The organism is Wolbachia endosymbiont of Rhagoletis cingulata (genome assembly GCF_048537655.1).
Classification (GTDB): Bacteria; Pseudomonadota; Alphaproteobacteria; order Rickettsiales; family Anaplasmataceae; genus Wolbachia; species Wolbachia pipientis.
Genome location: NZ_CP175927.1, coordinates 517549 through 537607, shown reverse-complemented (window position 1 = coordinate 537607; position 20059 = coordinate 517549). Strand labels below are relative to the sequence as shown.

11 protein-coding genes and 1 pseudogene are annotated in these 20059 nt (G+C 34.2%); 3 read left to right on the top strand and 9 right to left on the bottom strand.

Going from position 1 to position 20059, the window contains the following annotated elements:
• The first annotated feature begins 14 nt into the window (after window positions 1-14).
• A protein-coding gene (locus ACJZL3_RS02500) for an IS5-like element ISWpi1 family transposase (RefSeq protein WP_094189578.1) occupies window positions 15-847 on the top strand; the annotation gives its coding sequence in 2 pieces (ribosomal slippage) (window positions 15-384 and window positions 384-847; 834 coding nt in all).
• A gap of 19 nt (window positions 848-866) precedes the next feature.
• Here the strand turns inward: ACJZL3_RS02500 and ACJZL3_RS02495 are convergent.
• From ACJZL3_RS02495 to ACJZL3_RS02465, 7 genes and pseudogenes are all read right to left on the bottom strand, one after another.
• Window positions 867-1301, bottom strand: a pseudogene (locus ACJZL3_RS02495) (aminotransferase class I/II-fold pyridoxal phosphate-dependent enzyme); the annotation flags it as partial.
• A gap of 1 nt (window position 1302) precedes the next feature.
• On the bottom strand, window positions 1303-3078 hold the full coding sequence (locus ACJZL3_RS02490; RefSeq protein ID WP_006280068.1) for an ABC transporter ATP-binding protein: 1776 nt from the start codon (window positions 3076-3078) through the stop codon (window positions 1303-1305).
• The gene (locus tag ACJZL3_RS02485; protein WP_006280067.1) at window positions 3079-4068 is read right to left on the bottom strand and encodes a phytanoyl-CoA dioxygenase family protein; all 990 of its coding nucleotides are present in this window, start codon (window positions 4066-4068) and stop codon (window positions 3079-3081) included.
• Between the two features lie 3 nt (window positions 4069-4071).
• Window positions 4072-5766, bottom strand: a complete 1695-nt coding sequence (locus ACJZL3_RS02480; protein WP_006280066.1) for a WG repeat-containing protein — start codon at window positions 5764-5766, stop codon at window positions 4072-4074.
• Window positions 5727-8063, bottom strand: a complete 2337-nt coding sequence (locus tag ACJZL3_RS02475) for a glycosyltransferase (protein ID WP_006280065.1) — start codon at window positions 8061-8063, stop codon at window positions 5727-5729. The genes ACJZL3_RS02480 and ACJZL3_RS02475 overlap by 40 nt, the downstream gene beginning before the upstream one ends.
• Window positions 8020-8979, bottom strand: a complete 960-nt coding sequence (locus tag ACJZL3_RS02470; protein WP_419198905.1) for an NAD-dependent epimerase/dehydratase family protein — start codon at window positions 8977-8979, stop codon at window positions 8020-8022. Before ACJZL3_RS02470 ends, ACJZL3_RS02475 begins: the two co-directional genes overlap by 44 nt.
• Before the next feature lie 131 nt (window positions 8980-9110).
• A complete protein-coding gene (locus tag ACJZL3_RS02465; RefSeq protein WP_010082157.1) occupies window positions 9111-9872 on the bottom strand; it encodes a sugar phosphate nucleotidyltransferase in 762 nt (253 codons plus the stop codon).
• A gap of 693 nt (window positions 9873-10565) precedes the next feature.
• Between ACJZL3_RS02465 and ACJZL3_RS02460 the strand changes: the two genes are divergently transcribed.
• Both ACJZL3_RS02460 and ACJZL3_RS02455 read left to right on the top strand, forming a co-directional pair.
• Complete coding sequence (locus ACJZL3_RS02460) at window positions 10566-14093, top strand: SNF2-related protein (protein WP_419198904.1); 3528 nt, start codon at window positions 10566-10568, stop codon at window positions 14091-14093.
• 705 nt (window positions 14094-14798) lie between these two features.
• Complete coding sequence (locus ACJZL3_RS02455; protein ID WP_006280189.1) at window positions 14799-16994, top strand: AAA family ATPase; 2196 nt, start codon at window positions 14799-14801, stop codon at window positions 16992-16994.
• Window positions 16995-18159: 1165 nt separating this feature from the next.
• On the opposite strand, the gene ltrA is transcribed toward ACJZL3_RS02455, so the two are convergent.
• Window positions 18160-19473 (bottom strand): group II intron reverse transcriptase/maturase, encoded by a 1314-nt coding sequence (gene ltrA, locus ACJZL3_RS02450; protein ID WP_419198903.1) that lies wholly within the window; start codon window positions 19471-19473, stop codon window positions 18160-18162.
• A 442-nt stretch (window positions 19474-19915) separates the two neighbouring features.
• On the bottom strand, window positions 19916-20050 hold the full coding sequence (locus tag ACJZL3_RS02445; protein ID WP_419198902.1) for a hypothetical protein: 135 nt from the start codon (window positions 20048-20050) through the stop codon (window positions 19916-19918).
• Window positions 20051-20059: the final 9 nt, after the last annotated feature.

Genomic DNA, 20059 nt, shown 5'->3' with positions numbered 1-20059 from the left:
AGTACGGGGTAAAGATGAGAAAAAAGTATCCAACAGATCTAAGCGAAAGGGAATGGGCAAGAATAGAAAAACACTTCAGAGTATCATACAAGAAAGGAGGAAGGCCGCCAAAGTATAGCAAAAGAGAAATATTAGAAGCAATTTTCTATGTATTGCGTACAGGGTGTCAATGGCGGTATTTACCAAATGATTTTCCGCTATGGAAGACTGTGTATGAGCAGTTCAGGCAATGGAAGAAGCAGGGAATTTTTGAGAAAATGAATTATGAAATTACAAAATATAGTAGAAGAAAAATAGGAAGGAATGAGCAGCCGAGTGCCTGTATAGTAGATAGTCAATCTGTAAAGACTACAGAAAAGGGGGGATCAAAGGCTATGATGGAAGTAAAAAAGTAAAGGGTAGAAAAAGGCATATAATTACAGACACTCAGGGTTTTATACTAGGTTGTTACGTAGGCGCTGCTAACGAAAATGATAGAGATGGTATTAAAATAGCATTAAACAATATGAGAACAAAATATACTAAAGTTAAAAAAATGTGGGCTGACATGGGATACCAAGGAAGAAATTTAAAGAATCACATAAAGGAAGAATATGACATAGATATTGAAATTGTTAAAAGGCCTCCATGTAGATTTTGGGTGCACAAAGATACGCCACCTGAGCTACTACCAACAAGAGAACAAGGGTTTAAAGTACAGCCAAGAAGATGGGTTGTAGAAAGGACTTTTGCTTGGGTTAATAGGAATAGAAGGCTATCGAAGGAGTATGATTTACTCACAACATCCACTGAGAATTTCATATACCTAGCTATGAGTAGGGTTATGTTAAAGAGGGAATATGCTTGAATTTACTAGTTTCCGGACAACCTCTTATACTATTTTCTATAGAAACAAGTCTCACCTGAGCAAAAATTTTGTACCTTGGCTTAGAATTAATAGCATATTCTACTGCAGCAACATCTAAGATTCCGCTATTATTTCTAATACAATTAAATACGATATTATTTACTTTTGCATTGCCTGCGCTATCGAAAAAATTAACGTGATAATTATAATGAGTTATTAGTTCATCACCAGGACTTGTTTGACTGGCAATGGCTAATCTATTTGCAAGCATACCGCTGGTTGCAAATAATGCTTCTTCTACTTTGAATAATTGTTTGCAATATTCTGATAAGTCATTACAGCTTTTGTCTTCACCATAAGCAAAATCTCCAACAGTTGCATTACTTATTGCATGTATAACGTTGGAGCTCTGCAGAGTTGTAGTGTCACTTCTCAGATCAATAATTTTTTCCATCTTATTTTTTGCCATTCAAACAACCAATTTGAGCATTCCAAAGTTCCTTGTAAAGACCTTGCTTAGAAACTAATTCAGCGTGTTTACCATCTTGGACAATTTTTCCTTTGTTAAATACTAGAATTCGGTCCATATGTAAAAGTGTAGAAATACGGTGTGCTATAGTAATGGTGGTTTTATTTTCCATCAACTTAAATAAACTCATTTGAATTGTTTTCTCTGTTATAGAATCTAACTGACTAGTTGGCTCATCGAAAAATAATATCGGAGCGTTTTTTAGAAATGCTCTCGCTATGATTATTCTTTGTCTTTCCCCTCCAGATAGCTTTATGCCTTTTTCTCCGACTACAGTTTCATATTGATCGGGTAGAGTCATAATGAAATCGTGAATACCAGCCAGCTTTGCAGCTCTTATTATTTCTTCGATAGTAGATTGAAGTTTACCATATATAATATTTGCTAAAATAGTATCATGAAACAACAATGGTTCTTGAGGTATTACAGATATTTGTTGCCTCAAAGAACTCTGTGTAACTTCCGATACTACTTGATTATCAATCTGTATATTACCTTTTTTAACATCAAATAGCCTTATGATTAAGTTTATAAAAGTAGATTTACCACCTCCAGAATAACCAACTAGACCTACCTTTTCGCAAGGATTAATGGTAACTGAAAAATCTTGAAATAATGACTTCTGACCCTCATAAGAAAAAGAAACATTATTAAACGTTATTCTTCCACTTAATAAATTTAATTTTTTAGCATTTTCCTTATCTTGAATTTCTGGTACGGTAGTCAAGATTGGCAATGCATCTGAAACTTTGCCGAAATGAGTAGAAAATTGGGTAAGATTCCTAGTTAGATGGTTAAGAAACTCTATAATCGATATATTAATTCCAAGTACAAGAGCAATATCTCCTATTGCAATCTTGTTCAATTGATAATCATGAATTAAAAAATACAAGTTTACTGCTTGGAGTATATCAAATGAATAGCCATATATAAACCAAAGCCAAAAGTATGCCCATTGTAATTTTCTTTCTGCAATAGTTTTTTTCTTGCATACTTGAAAAAATTTATGCCTCTCATGCGCTTGCCGAGAAAATAACCTTACTGATATAACATTTAAAATACTGTCGGCTATACCCGCTATTACTTGTGAACTTTGTTTAGAATGATCATCGGCTAATCCGGTAAGCACCCGAAAACTGAAAACCGAAATCAAAATAAAAATGTTCACCCAAATGAATGTAGCTATTGCAAACTTTATATTTACTAGTGATAAAGTATAAATAGCCAAGATTAATGCTATACTATAACTAAAGAAACAGTCTATAAGCAGTCTTATTAGCTCTATCACACTATCCATTAAGTTACTGACCTTATATACTAAACTTCCGGATAGGTTGTTTTGATAATAGGAATGGTCTTGCTGAAGCAGCCTGTAAAAAGACATATCAGCTATTTTTTGACGCATTGAGGTAAACATTCGAATGTCAACAAAATAGCCATAGAATCTAAAAGCAGTAGTAATAAGTAATGCCATACAAACATAAGCGCTTACAGGTAATAAAAGATTTTCAATTACATTACCTTCTTGATATTTTACAGCTGTATCTAAGATATTTTTTACTAAATACTTTCTAAAAGATAAATCAACAGCCACTACTAGGGCAACCAGGAACATTACAAGCACATTAAGCTTAAACTTGGATAAGATATTCAAAATGAACACCAATATATACTTGAAACTACCAACTCTACTTTTGTTCATTTATAATGCTAGCTCCACCACATTGACTTTTTTATTGAGAAATACAAGCAGTGAAAACCATAAATTTTTGTATATTTTTCCTGAAATGTCTCCAGCATCATGTAGTGCTGACGCTTGATTCAGAATAAGTAGCTTATATAAATCTCGCTTAGCTTCAGCAGTGTTGACCTCAGAAATATTTGTAGTTGTGTCTGTAATAAAGGCTAACCAGCTCTTAATAAGTTCTTCCATATTTTTTGTTTTTATACTTTCCTGGCGACGAAATAATGATAAGTATTCTCTCAGTATAAATTCTGTTAATGCACCACAGTTTAATATACCAAAAACTGAAGGCTGAGGTTTTGGCACACAAGGAAGACTTTTATCTTTTACAACCCATCTCGTAACATAAGCAAACCTATCTTTAGCATCTATATTCTTATCACTACCATGCCATAACCGTGAATCAAAAACTATCGCATCTCCTGCTGAAATAGGTAGTGACTTAATTTTATAATTTTCCCGGTTATCCGAGTATTGATCCAAAAAGTATGGATGCCAAAAATCAACTAGAGGCTGTATTTTCCAGTTGTGACTATCTTCTATAACTTGTAGTGCACCTGAAGTTTTATTGACATTATTCAAAGCTAGCCAAACAGAAAAATGATAAGGGTCATTAAAGCTATAAGAGATGTCCTGATGGAAGGGAACTGCATCTATTAAATCAGCAGTTTTACATATAACATTTGATTTTTTCTGCAGTATCTGGCATTGAAGTGACTTTTCAAGATAATTTTTAATAATTTTATCTAATACTTGAGATACAATTCTAGTTACCTGAGATGATGTACCCCATCTTCCAGTGCAGTTTAAATAGTCAGAAGTTGAAACACCTAATTCTTGAGATAACTTTGATATCTTGCTTATTATATCATTTAAAGACTGAGTTATTAACTCTAAAGGAACTAGATTTTTGATAATAAAAAAACCATTTTTTTGTAATGCTTTCATATATTAACACCTAATGTCAATAACTGATAAATAATCTGTTAAAGGTACAATACTAAAAATTTTAAGCCCTTTTACTTGTTTTAGTATTCTTTTCCAATCGCTCAATGTCCTTAGTTTACCCCCTGTTTCAACCATTACATTAATATCTACAGAACCTCCCACTGGGGAGTAGTAATCTAGGATAGTTTCTATCACTAAAACGCGTGGTATTCCTTTATTTTTTACCAATTTTAAATAAGACAATACCTTATTATCATCATAATGCTGCAGAAAGCGGCAAAAGACACCTAATTCATAATTTGTAGCTGATAATTCTTCTTGAGTTATGAGTTTAATTTTTAAATCTTCTACTGCCTGCCTAGGCACTTTATGTTCGTTGTAATAATATAAGCCTATAGAACCTTTATTGTGTATATCAGAATAAGCAAGAAATAAAGAGTGTACGCCAAATAGCAATATATTTTTAGCACCATCTATATTAACCCTAGAATTAAACTCTTTAGTGTCAAACCTGGAATATCCTAGCAATGCTTGGTAAAACGCTATTTTCCTGTCTTCTGATGTTTCTTTCTCCTTAAAAGATTCAAATGAAGATATTGACTCCTGCCTTAATATATCGGCAATTTTTAACCAATTCTTTTCAGCGGCAACCCTTGCCCACATTGCTGCTGCTTTAGGCAAAAATGGTATTTCCTTAAAACACTTACCTTTTGATGATAGTTGCCATAAGTCCTTGTTCTTATCGTAATCAATAAACCCTATTTCCCACAACGCCCTTAACAGCCTTTCTAGATTTGGAACGATAATATTTAACTTTTGAGATAAAACTGGCATAGTTGCAGGTAAGATATTTAACAAATCAAGTTCAATAGCAACATTTGCGAGGTAAGTTTTCCAAAAGGCTGAAAGTTCTGCAGAAATCTTATGCACTTGAGATTCTTTATCTAAATCAAAAATACTAAACTTTACGTTTCCGGTAATATCGATCTGTCCTAATACACCTTCAAAAGTTTCAACTTTTGCCATGCCATTATAGAATGCTTCTACCATTTTAAATCTTTGCCGGTAAACAGGATTGCCATTAATATCTATATGAAACCAGCCATGCTTATCTTCTGCAATAGCAAATCCTTTATGAAAAACATTAAGCTTTTTATACCATTTATTATGTACTAACTTTCCATGATTATTAATATGTGTAGCTTTACCATCTTTATGGACTACAGCGATACCATCCTTAAAATCCCCAACATAATTGTATTCTTGCTCATAAACTCTATTGCCGTTCAAATCAATATGAAAAAACTTATCATGCTTTCTAATCACACAAATATCTTCTTGGTAATTTCCAATCCATTGATACGAATGTTTGTATACTCTACATCCAGATGGATCAATATGGTAATACCCTGTGTCATCTTCTACGGCTGCTCTATTGCAGTAAAATCCAAAAGTTTTTAAAAATCTGTCGCGATAAATTGCTTCTCCCATTGCATCGATGTGATAAGCGCCTGTCTCATCATAAACTGGTGCAAGGCCAGGCTCGTGAAATTTATCAACTCTAATAAATCTATTTTTGTACAAAGGATTTTCTGACAATTGGTGAAACCTTTCACAGGGGGAAACCCTAATAGATTTAAGGTACTCACTATCTTTCATTAATTGACTAATGGTTTTCTCATGTTGCATGTTTTGCATAATTCATAGTTTAAATAATTCTTTTGTAAGTTTAGGTACTCGCTACTTTGCCATATTTCCTCCAGTTTAACTTCATTAACATTGCCAAAATCTCCTAATGTTTTGCGTAGTTCATCTGGAGCACAGCAGGGACTAAACTTGCCTTCATTGTTTATCCATGCTTCTTTACCTAAAAATGGGCACTGACCACCTGGAGCCAAATCCTTGATACCCTCTTGAGAAAGGATCGTAAAATTTTCTAATTTTATCTTTTTACCATTTGGCAATAGCATATTATCCCTAAGTTCATATAACCTTCCCACCTCCGTATTCCATCTACTAATTGCTAATTCATCTCTCCTCATAGATAGATCCTTAATTTCCTTAAAATGTGCCCAAAGATGATGTCCTTTAACTCTATCTATGCCATTTTTTATAGCCATCTCAACTATGTCGTAAAGTTCATGTAAATTACTTTCTAAAAATGTTAATTGTAAAGTAACGGTACACCTTTCACCTGTATCGCTAAAGTATTTATCTCTAACTTCAAGGAAAGTTTTTAAATTTTCTGTCACTACTTCCCATTTTGAACCTTTCATGATTCTTTCATGAGTTTCTTTAGTTGCCCCATTCCAGGAAATCTTAACATCAGATAAAATTGGTACCAATAGTTCAGCCCATTTTCTAGCTCCTTTAATAGGAAAAGAACCATTGGTCGTGAGGTTAAGCTTCAGGCCGAACTCATGGCACAAATTGATTATTTCATCAAAGCTTTTATACATTAAAGGCTCACCCATAGTAGAAGGAATGATTTCCCTTAAAGGTGTTCCATCTGCTTCCTTAATTACCTTCCTGATAGTTTCTATTGACATTATCTTGGGTTTTATCCCTTTAGCTTTCTTCTCCTCTTTAACTTTACTATATGGTGAAAAGCATTCACACATTACACAAGCAAAGTTGCAGTAATCTGGATTAGTATCAAAAGTAATTCTCCAAGGACCAGGTTTTGTAGCCACTGATTTGCCTTTATTTTCAATAACATTACGGTAAATTTTGTTAAGTTTCTCAGTATGCTCACTTATAGAAGGTACATTACCATTTTTAGTATAAAGATAGCCTCTTTGGGTCAGTTCACTGTATAATTCCTGGTCTGTAGATAGGACTTGCATTTTTTCTGACAAACTATTTGTATCTCTATGCTTAAATAATAGTCCGTTTATTCCATCTCTTACATATTCTGCCATGCCACCATAATCAGCCGTTATTACTGGTACACTCAGTTGCTGTGCTTCATGTATTACTAATGGTGAATTTTCACCCCAAATTGAAGGAACAACTATCGCATCAACTTTATTAAATACATCAGTAACTATATTTTTATTGTTATAACTTCCCATCCATTCTATCCTTTCTTTAACAGCATGTGGAAACTGATCGGCAATCGCTTTTAAAGTTTTAGTTTCTTCCCTTGCCGCTCCCCAAATTCTAAGTTTTGCTTTAGATGATAAGCGAGAAAAAGCCTTCAATAATAGGTCAACACCTTTCTCGGGAGTATGAGTACCTATATAACCGAAAATAAACCCTTTTTCTTGCACCCTATTTCTATTCTTAAGACGATTTAGATCAAAACCATAATCAAGATAAGAAATTTTGTTTATCGGAACATTAAAGTCTTGAGTAAATTTATCCATTAAGAATTTTGACGGAGCAATGAAGTAATCTATATAGTCCACTACTTTCTTTGTTTGCTTCATTCTAGTTGCAACCCATTGTTCCCAATAATTTAAGTCTGAATTCAAGAATTCTTCATCTCCTGTAAAATGCCCCTTGTAACATTGGGTTGCACATTTTTGATCCTTCTGTCCATCACAAAGCCGTAACAAATCTTCAGAATTACGTTGAATAAATCTTCCTCTTGGACACATTAACCAAAAATCATGTAGCGTAAAAATTGTAGGTATATTTTCTTTAAAAGCAACTTCTGGTAAAGTAATTGATAGATGATTAAGATGACCAAAATGTATAAGATCTGGCTGAAAGTTATCTATTATTCTTTTAAATTTTATATTTACTTCTTCATTGATAAATTTGTAACGATATTTAGTTGTAGGTATATTAATTAAATTCAGTAAGATCCGGGAATCACTACAGTCCAGAGCTATAGTATAATGGAAATCAGGTAAGAAGCTGTTTTCATGCCTAGTAAATATTTGTACCTCATTATTATTGGCTAGTTCATGGGCAAGAGTTTGGCTGTAAACCTCCGAACCAGCGCTATAATAAGGAGGGTAACCATGAATAACTTTTAATATTTTCATATATTACCATATCTATATTGTTAGGATATTCTTGTGTATTGTTTTGTAGACTTTTTATAAATTTACCTAATCCTACTTTTAATGAATGCTTTGGAGACCAACCAAGTAGCTCTTTAGCTCTAGTAAAATCACCATGGAACTTAGTTACGTCAAAATTTCTTGGAGGATAAAAATCAATTCTAGAATCACTTTCCGTGACTTTTAATATTGTTTTTGCTAAGTTTTCTAAAGTACATGGGCTATTAGTAGTAAGATGAATAGCAGGAAGAGAAGATTTCTCGTTTTGTAAATATTTAACAGTTAAGTATATACCCTCTATAACATCATCCAAATAGGTAAAATCAAAAACACATTCTTTACCTTCTATCCTAATTGGATCGCCTTTCAATGCATTGATACAGAGTGCAGGAATTACTCTACTACTATGATCTAGTAAACCACCATATACATTTGAGAGGCGTAATATTGCTACATTAAAGTTAGAACCTTTTAAATTTATTACTTGTTCTTCAATAAATGCTTTACCTTTGGCGTAATTATTTATTGGGTTGATACTAGCAGACTCTGCAACTGGTAGTTCCTTTTGTTCTCCATATACTTCTCTACTGCTTGCATATATAAACCATGGTTTATTCGGAAGCGACTTGCAGAATTCTAAGAATTGGATTGTACCATCGACATTAACTTTTTGGCACAATTCAGGATAAAGCTCACCATGTATAACTCTAGAAATTGCAGCCAGATGAATAACCCCCGTACACTTAGCGAGTAGCGGCATTATATCTTCTGAAAAAAAACTGAGTGGGTTGTCGCGAAACCTAATATCGCAGCTTATTACTTCATAACCCTGCTTTTCTAACTTTTCTACTAAAGCCGATCCTATCAAACCTGCAGCACCTGTTATTAATATTCCCATGTGTCCCCCTCACTACAACCAGGAAAATCTTTCACACCTATCATCTTACAAGTAAGACTTAAAAAGCATTATAAAACTAGTATAAAACAAATGTCAACTTAAATTAAGGATCAATGAATAAAAAAATATAGTTATGAAAGAAGGGTTGGTTGTCTTCTTCTATTTGCCTGAAAATAACGTTCTGCTTTGACCAAATCCTCTTTGTTATTTACCCCCATTGCTTCCTTTTCGTCAGCGACTACATAACCTGCACGTAAGTTATTGCTTGCTGCAATGGGTATTATATCATTAAGACAACATTCGTTGGTCGAATCATTAAATTTTACTTCTTTTATTAGGGTATAAAGATCTTTAGCGTATGAAACCATTATTCCAGAGTTTGCAAGAAGAATTTCATCTTCACTTTTCAAGACTTTTTGAACATTGTCATTATCATCAATTACTAATCTTCCATATTGCTTATCTTGACTATTAAATCCAAGAAGAACTAAATTTTTATTATTACACTTTAAACAATCAGTCATTCTCATAACTGTATCACTAGATATAAACGGGGTGTCTCCGTACTGTATTAAAACTATGTCTTGGTCAGATAACCGCTCCAGGCTTTCTAGGGCAATTTTAACTGCAGTGCCAGTACCTGTAATATTTTCTTGAATTATCAATTTTATATTATATTTATCAATTATATCTTTTAAGGTACTAAATCTTTCTAACTCCTTTAGAAAAGGCTTGTTAATGACAATTGATAGACTTTTTAAACTCAGCGGTTTTGCATTGTGAATTATATGCTCTAAAAGAGTAAAATTTCCTACTAGGTGTAGTGTTTTTGAGTACTGTGAATTCATTCTACTGCTTTTTCCTGCTGCTAATATTATCAACGTGTTATCCATACATAACTCAAGAACTTACTAGGAGGTAAGTTAAGTGATAATTAATGAGTTGTAAAGTCTACTATAGTTTCCTAAATGATCCAGAAAAAATAATTAACATGCTTGAAATATATAAATCCTCTATGACGCTAATATAGATTAGCCGATAAAGTAAGCTTCCCAGAACTACTCATTTATATTGACCCATCAGTACTTATACAAAAGCTAGTTGATCGAGAAAATAGGCAAATCCTTATCAACGGCCTACTACTTTTCCTAACTTATGCTTCCTTGTTATATTGTTGAGTATACTTTTTAAATAGTTTTTTTCTGTTTTCTATCAACCAATAGAAGTTTCTTTTAGCCCATAAGGATATTTATATAGGAACTGATATTTTCTATGCTGGCAAGAGTCTTGACGCCGTAAAAAAAACTACTCAATAATTGGGTAACTTCTGATGACATTTTCACTGTACATTTATCGCACAACATTAGTGCTACAATCACAGGTGTAAAGGTATTAAACAACCTTTAAAAAGTTTCACTTTTCCCTTAATCAATTTTTCCTTTGATATAAGTGTTTATTGCTTTTGCCCTCTCTGTTGTTATAATTAACATTTTGTAGTAGTTCAAGATGAGTTTTGCATATTCAGAGAAAATCGTCCATAGAATCAGCATCTAGCTTATCTAGGTTAAAATATATAGTTTTACAAGATGACTATTTATGGAAGAACATGGTGGGGTAAGAAGTGGCTCCAGTCTTTTGACGGAATAGATTATGATAACCGTCTTCCACGTGGCAGAACTTGTGCTAATACTGGTCGAGCTTTTGGTATTAAAATTAATGGTCACATAGTTACAGCTAAAGTTCATAGCTCAGGATCTTACCCATATCGTGGTTCAAAACCTCAACCATATAAAGTCAAAATTATACTCAATGAATTAAGCTCATCAGAACAACAGACCATTCGTCAAATTATTGAAACTTCACCAGCTATATTAGCTAAATTGATAAATAGACAATTATCAGCCAGCTTGTTTGATAAGCTTAATGATCTTGGGATTAAATTATTTCCTTCAAATTGGCAGGAGATGAATGCAAGTTGTAGTTGTCCTGATTGGGCTATGCCTTGTAAACACATTGCTGCTGTAATTTATCTTATTGCTGCAGAAATTGATAAAAACCCCTTCATGATTTTTAATATTCATAATTGTAATTTGTCAGCACTTATCGATGATTTTGGGAATGGAAAATTAGAAAATGCTCAAAACATTTTAAAGATAGATGATATATTTAAGGCATGTTCTAAAATTAGAATACATAACCAAGCAATTTTAAATGATATTGATTTATCAACTATTCCTAACCTTTTTGATTGTATCAGTAGTATTTTAACAGATAATCCACTTTTTTTTGAAAAAAACTTTCATAATATCTTACAGATAGCTTATAAGCATTGGCAAAAGTATCCTGCAGGAAGATTAGTGTACTATCCAGCTTCTAAGAAGGAACTATCAGAAGAGGAGCTATTTATTAAAAGATGGGGAAATATTGAGAATTGGCAAACATTTCAACTATTCATTGATGATCAGCATTACCTTACTCAAGTGAGCAATGGTACAACTAATTTATTTAGGCTCAGTGGAAATGTATTGAGGGATGTAGCACGATTTTTAAATGATATTCCTAGTTCGTTACTCCACAAACTTAACCCTGAACTTCGCTTCATGCATATGATTTCACAGTTTGCACATATGCTAATGGAAAAGTCAGCGCTAATACCACAAGTATTACAAAACAAAAGAGGAGAAGTAATAATTAGGTGGATTCCGGCGTTGTTTAATGAGTCAGTTAAGGAAATTCATAGCAAGATATCATCTATTTGTCCGCCTCTATTGATTAAATATCAAGAAATCGTTATGGAACCAGAGGAACAAGTAAATGTTGCTATCTCTCTCATCCTTTTAGGGTATATAGAAGATAACTTTCCTGCATCACTGGATAAGCATAGAGATAAATCCATCTTTGAATTATTCTTTACTGGAAGATCATACAAGTTTACTGAGTTTAGCAACAAGGAAATACCGCAAGCAATTAATCTCTGGCTTTCACGTCTTTATTTAGCAGATAAACCTTACAAACTCTATTTAATGATAAAAGATCACCATGAAAAATTTGAACTTGAGGTACAGTTATCACTGGATGATGAGAAGTCATTCATCAAGCTGGAAAAAGCACTCTCTAATCAAAACGTAAAGCTTAGTATTTTATCTGATCTTGCACTTTTGTCTGAATATATACCTGAACTAGAAAAGTCGATTGACGATAATAGCACATTATCATTTAATTTAGATAATTTTGCACCATTATTTTTGCATATCTTGCCTGTACTAAGAGCAATAGGCATCAAAGTTATTTTGCCGAAATCTTTACAAAAAATCTTAAAACCACAATTAAGTCTTAATTTGTCTACTAAAGATAAAATAAAAGAAGATCGCGAAAGCTTTTTAACGCTGGAAAATTTATTGAAATTTGATTGGAAAGTAGCAATAGGAGATAGAAAACTAAGCGTTACAGAATTTAAAAAATTGCTAAAAGATTCCCGAGGGCTTGTGCGAATAGTCGATCAGTACGTCCTTTTGGATGACAAAGAGGTAGAAGCTTTATTAAAAAAACTTGATAAATTGCCTGATTATTTAAGTCAAGCAGAGCTTATGCAAGCTGCTCTAACAGGAGAAGTAAATGAAACTAAAGTAGCATTTGACCAGCAGCTTACAAGCTTATTTAATAAACTTAATACTTACACACCTGTTACTACACCAAATAATCTAATAGCACAACTACGCCCATATCAAGAACGTGGATTTAGTTGGCTTGTACAGAACATAGAAAACGGGTTTGGTAGCATAATTGCTGATGATATGGGTCTTGGTAAAACATTACAGGTTATAGCAGCTATTCTGTGTTGCAAAAATACAGGGTTTTTGGATCGGGACAGAGTCTTGGTAGTAGCTCCCACAAGCATATTAAGTAATTGGCAACGAGAGATGGAACGTTTTGCACCAGAATTAAAGCTTTTCGTCTATCACGGACAAAATCGAGAATTGGCAAGTGATTATGATGTAGCTCTAACATCCTATGGTCTTGCACGTCGTGATAAAAAAGAACTTAATAAAATTCGCTGGTTTTTGCTCGTGATTGATGAAGCACAAAATATAAAAAATCCTAATACCGAACAAACCAAGGCAATTAAAACTATTGCAGCAAAACATAAGATAGCTATGAGTGGTACGCCTGTTGAGAATAGGTTGCTTGAGTATTGGAGCATTTTTGACTTTATCAACAAATCTTATCTTGGTACTCCTAAGCAGTTTAAAAGCAGCTTTGCAACACCGATTGAAAAAGCAAGAGATAAAACTTGTCTAGAAAGGTTTATGAAAATCACTAGCCCTTTTATGTTACGTAGGCTTAAGAGTGATAAAAGCATTATTCAGGATTTACCAGATAAAATTGAGAACAATCGTTATTGTTCCCTCACTTCAGAGCAAACAGCGCTTTATCAAAAGGTTGTTGATACAACTATGGAGAAGATAGAAAAAAGTGAAGGGATTGAACGTAAGGGACTAATCTTTAAACTTATCAATGCTTTAAAGCAAATTTGTAACCATCCATCACAGTTTGGCAAGAAAAAGCGTGCGAGTATTGAACAATCCGGTAAAATGCAGATGCTTGAGGAAATATTGATTAGTATTGGTGAAGTTGCAGAAAAATCATTGATATTTACTCAATACACTGAAATGGGTGAGATTATAGCTAGGCTACTTGAAGAAAGGTTTGAATCAGAAGTGCCATTTTTACATGGAGGACTTTCTAGAAAAGCACGTGATACAATGATTAATGACTTTCAAAACTTATTCCAGTCCAACATTCTTATAGTGTCTTTAAAAGCTGGTGGAACAGGGCTTAATTTAACAGCGGCAAACCATGTAATACATTACGATTTATGGTGGAATCCAGCAGTGGAAGCACAAGCAACAGATCGGGCCTATCGTATCGGGCAAGAACGTAATGTCATGGTGTACAGGCTACTTTCAACAGGTACATTTGAAGAGCGTATTGATGAGATGATTCAAAGCAAGAAGGAATTAGCAAACCTAACTATAAGTAGTGGCGAGAGTTGGATTACAGAATTTAACAACGATCAATTAAGAGATTTAGTTAATATAAAAAATGCACTATAATATAGCTGAGTTATTTAATGTAAAGAACCAGCTAACTACCGCTAATAGTTCAAAATAGAGACAAAGATTTATATTTCGTACTTTATGTCTCATTGGTAGGCAAAAAGCCTGTAATTACGTTTTAAAGTGATTCCACTTTAAACTGTACCCTTTAGCACCTGTAATGCCCTTTAAAATTTGAATAAAAAGCATCTTTAATAATTCTATTCATGAACCAAAAAGTAATTGCCGTTTTCAGAAACTTTTCATTTTTACAGATGGCTTGAAAAGATTATCATTAATAGGTAGGCCAAACTCCTCCAAAGAAAAAAGTTTTTAATTTTTTCAGAAAAAGTCATAAGAAACCCGGTATATATAGTAGAGGGTTTTCTATCAAAGACACCATTATGAATTATATAGCAGAAAGAAAACATTAGTTTTTTTAATTTATTTTAAATATATCAACAGAATAAAAACTAAGTGGTTGACATGGTGAGTAAAATGTAGTAGAATTATAATAGAGTATTTTTCCTTAAAAGAAAGAAGATACTAAAACCTCACTTTTCACCTGAACTGACTTCCTTTACTTGTTAATATATTTTTCAAGCTTTGCCAAGAGAACCCCCACCGTAGTTTTTACTTACATAATGAAAGAGTAAGACCCCAATCAAAACAGCCTTACTCAAAAACCTTTCAAACGCTTAATCTTAAAAGGAGTTTCAACTTATGGTACAAGATTTTTTAACTGATGTCAAACAAAAAAATACTTTAAATGATGAATATTATGATTTTAATAATACTGTAGAACCATTAGAGCAATTTGATGTAGAAGAAATAAAAAGACAACTATTATTAAACATAAGATCATGCCTTTCTTATTTATTCCCAAGGGGAACTTTTCATGGAGATGAATTCCGAATAGGTGATGTGCATGGTAACAAAGGACAAAGCCTCAGAGTAGCATTAACTGGTGGAAAAGCCGGACTCTGGCAGGATTTTGCAACTGGGCAGAAAGGTGATGTTCTTGATATTTGGGCAGGTGCACAGGGAAAAGATACAAAGAGAGACTTTTGTGAAGTGATGGCCTCTATAAGTGAATGTCTTGGATATAACAAGAAATGCGCAAAGGCTGACGAAGACTTCGAGAAATTTATTACCCACAGTTGGAATTATTATGATGAAAATGGTCAGGTCATTGTAAAAATTTATCGTTCTGATCCTCCTAAAGGAAAAAAGCAATATAAGCCTTTTGATGTTAAACAATCTCGGTATGGTGCGCCAAAAGTAAGACCTCTCTATAACATACCAAGTATTTTAAAGTCTGATAAAGTTGTTCTGGTTGAAGGGGAAAAATGTGCAGAAGCGCTGATAGAACAAGGTATCACAGCAACAACAGCAATGTCTGGAGCAAACGCACCAATTGATAAAACAGACTGGTCACCACTTAAAGGTAAGCATATTATCATTTGGCCAGATAATGATGAAGCAGGTAATAAATACGCAAAAAATGCTGAAAAAAAGCTTTTAGAGATCGGAGTTGCATCACTTGCTGTGCTTGAAATTCCTCGAGGTAAGCCTGAGAAATGGGATGCTGCTGATTGTGTAGAGGAAGGTATAGATGTCAAAGAGTTTTTAGCTTCAACTCCGTTGCTTACTATTGATACTCCAGCTACTGATACTTCAAATATGAAAAGTTTAGAAAGATCCACAAAACAGCCACTTAACATTTTAGATTGGAGTGCAGAGCGCTTTGTAGGTCCGGTACCAGAGCAAAAGTTTCTTGTTGAAGGTCTATTTCCTTTAGGTGTTACTTCAATAATAGCAGCAATGGGAGATACAGGCAAAGGTATGCTTCTTCTTGACCTAGCGCTTAAGGTTGCAAGTGATAAGGATCAGATGTGTGGCTTTGGTTCACTTGTTACTGAACATGGATCAGTAGTGATTTTTTCAGCAGAAGATGATGCAAGTGAGATACACCGCCGCTTAGAACGACTCGACCCTAAGTGTGAAAGGTTGAAACATAAAGATAAATTATTTATTGTACCACTGCCAAACGTCAGAGGATCACTTACAATACTCAGAAATGTTCGTGGTAAAATCGTCGAAGTTTCTCCTGAATTCGAATCCGTAATGAAACAGCTCGAGGAAATTAAAGATCTGAAATTGATAGTATTTGATCCACTTGCTTCATTTATCCATGCAGATATAAATGCTGATCCTGCTGTAGGGGATTATCTAATGTGCTTATTATCTGATTTAGCATGTAGTACTGGAGCTTCGATAATTACTGCTCATCACATGAGAAAGCCAAAAGGAGAAAAACCAATATTAACTGCTGAACAAGCACGCGATGCAATTAGAGGTACCTCTGCTCTTGTTAATGGTGTTAGATGCTCATACGCTTTTTGGCCAATAGAAAATACAGCTAGGCTAGAAATCTTTAAGGCAGTAGGAGAAACACCAAGACAGAATGCTTTGTTTCATGGGGCAGTTGTGAAGGCCAATGGTTTAGCTGATCGCACTGTAAGAACTTACCTAAGAAATCAGGAAACAGGGCTACTAGAAGATATAACAATACAACTAACAGTTAAAAATGCTAGTGAAAAAGACCTTAAAATATGTCTTACTGATGCAATTACACGATCTGCTGTTGCAGGACACCCATTTACTCACACAGGAAGCACAGGAGTATATAAACAACGGCATAGGCTACCTGAGATTTTCCACAGTATGGGAAGAGATCGACTAGAGCGTATAGTTCAGGAACTTTTACAAGCAAAGCAGTTAGTTAAAGGAATGTCTACAGGTGCAAAAGAGGATAAGTGGCTTGACATTCCAACTGGACCATTTGCTTGTGGTATAGGAAAGTTCACTCTTGGAGCTGAAGATTTTAGCTATAGGCAAAATTTAATGTTAGGATAAGTCTTTCTTTATGGGTGGCTCTTTAAATATTTTAGAGTTGCCCTATTTTCTCTATTCAATCTACCATCTACTCAATCTAACTTCGGAGCCACAACCCTATTATAAGTTATGATTTCAATTAAAAAGGGATAAGACATCAAATGGTTGAATTATATTCCTGATTCCTTGGTTACTAAATAAGTAATGAGAAACTAGGAAGCTAAAGATCGCTTGAATCCTAACCTTTTGCCCTCTATTCCTAAAAGTGTTCCTAGTTATTATGTGTCTGAAGTCAGCCAGTATAGCGGATTCTGCGTTCCTAAAACCCTTATATATTATATATATATAATAGTAATAAATAATAATAGATAATATAAAATAATAGTAAAATACAAATAAAGTACAATAACTTAAACAGCAAAAAGAAAGAAGTCCAGAAAGGCTGCCACAAAATATTATTAAGATATTTACATTTAATGAAAAATACAATTAGTGCGTTTTTAAAAGGCTCTTACTCTCATCTTTTTTTTATGCTGATAAAACTCAAATAAACGTTGGTCTGCTAATGCGGTTTTAAAACGATTCTACGACTTCAGGGTACAATTATACCACCAAGACCTAAGTTGCTCATGTAAGGTAGCTTAAAAATCGATTATGAGGCATTTCTAAATTATTTTTTATCTCAAATTTTTATTTATTACAAAAAACCCTAAAGCTAGTCTATCATGTTTTTTTGTTGGTTGCAAAGAAAATTTTTCAAAAAAGATTGAACAACTTGTGGTGAGTATAAGGGGTTAATGGAGACTATATGAGAATACAACAACTTTTATTGCAAACCTCTGAGCAATTGATTGCAAAACTCTCAGTGATGAAACAATCTTTATCAGCAAATTGTAGATGAAGCTAAAGGAAAAAAGTTTGAAGTTACTGCCATAGAAGAAGAGACAGAAGCTCGTAAAATTTGATTGCTGCTTAAAATGGAGACAAAGAGCAAAGTTTATTTACGTCTCCAACAGAAAAGCTTCTTTTGTAGTAGTCAAAAAAAGCAGAGATATAGGGCTTTCTGAAGGGAGGGGGTCTGGTAGAGACTCATGACCTTGAAACCAGCGATTTGGTCTCATAACCATAGTCTCCCCAAAAGAACCGTGCTTGCGGATTTCCCGCACACGGCTCCACAATACAGCGTTCACACTAGTGCTCCTGTGTATAAAGAAACATATACCTTTGGTTTTGGTAATGGATTTACTTTTAAATAGTGTATAAATTGTTCCCAATCCATACTTTTCTTTTGACTACGTCGGTTTATCCACTTAAATGCTAACTTTGTTACCGGTCGATAGAATTGAATCAAACACCGATAATTTCCGCTAACTCCGAAGTAGCTATAGTGTCCTGTTAGTTTGGCTTTAAGTTTCTGCCACCAATCTTTGAGACAGATACGACTTCGTACCATCTTCAACCATTCTTTGATTTCTTTAATCTTTCTGGCTAGGCTTATTTTTGAAGTTTTCTGCTTCATCATAAGTTTACCATTACGACTTTTTCCACAATAATGTGTAAATCCTAGAAAGTTGAAGCTAGCCGTCCTACGTTTCTCTCTTTCTGCTTGATACCATTCTTTCTTACCAAACTTTACTATTTTTGTTTTATTTTCAGCTATTTCCAACCCAAATTTACTTAGTCTTTGTTTCAGTAATTCTAGAAATTCTTTTGCGTCTTCTTCCCTCTCGCAGCCAACTACAAAATCGTCGCAAAACCTTATTAGCTGTAAATATCCTCTGGCTTTTGGCTTAAATTTCTTTTCAAACCATAAGTCCAGCACATAGTGTAAGTATATATTAGCTAATACAGGGCTTACTATACCACCTTGTGGTGTGCCTTGATCGGTTGCTTTATAACATCCAACTTCGACTATTCCTGCCTTTAGAAATCGTTTTATTAACCACAATAAATTTGGGTCAGCTATTCGTTCCCTTAGACAATTCATTAGCCATTTATGTTGAACATTATCAAAGAACTTCTTGATATCCACTTCTGCAATATAGTTAATTGGTTTGTGCATAACTGCTTTATCTAGAGCGTTTATCGCCTGATGACAATTTCTTCCTGGTCGAAATCCATACGAGCTGTCCATAAAGTTTGCTTCATAAATATTTTCTAATATCTTCTTTAGCATTACCTGTACCAACTTATCTTCCGTTGATGGTATTCCGAGACCGCGCTTCTCTTTGCTCCCGGCTTTGGGTATGTATACCCTTTTCACTGGTAGCGGTTGATATTGTTTTCTCTTCATACTATCCACTAGTGTTTTAAGTTTCTCTTCTAGATTTTCTCCATAAGCTTCCACTGTCACACGATCTATACCACAAGCCTTGTTGCGTTTTAGTTCCTTATAACACTCTGCAAGATTCTCTTCATTAATCAAATGAACTAATGATGTAAATTTTACTCGCTTATCTTGCTTAGCCCTTACTGCTATCTGGTTTAGTTTTCCTTGCATACTCCTCTAATCTCTGTTGTATTGGTATAGCAATCCCTATACCAGTCACTATATTGCTAACCGCTTCCCCTTGTATGTGGCTTTCCCACACTCCGAGTACTATCAGTTAGTCCGACTTCCTTTGCATCTTCCTCCAGTCCTCGCCTTTATTGACTTGTTCCAGAGTACCCTTACAGGAATACAAAGGATCTCCCAAGTTCACGTAAGGTCCATCTCAACACATGACGCGGCCTTCGATCCCGATGAGGTGAGTAATATCTTGCCTTAGCGTTATTACCCATGTTGCCTTCCACCAAATGTAAAGTGTCAGCCCCCATGACGCGTGAATTACGGGACTCAATACCTTCACTTTCGTTGCACCCTATGTTGTCCATTCCATTAGCTTTACTACGCTCGTTACCTTACGCAGCATAATGGTTTGTTCCAGGTTGCCGGCTAAGCTTTACCCGTGTTGGATTTTCACCAACTGTTCCTTACGCACTTCTTGGCGCACACACTTCTTGCACCCACCTTTTTCAATTAATTCACTTGAGTCTTGAATTGGCTGTTCTTGTTTATCTGTTGTGTTTAAATTCATACTGTAACT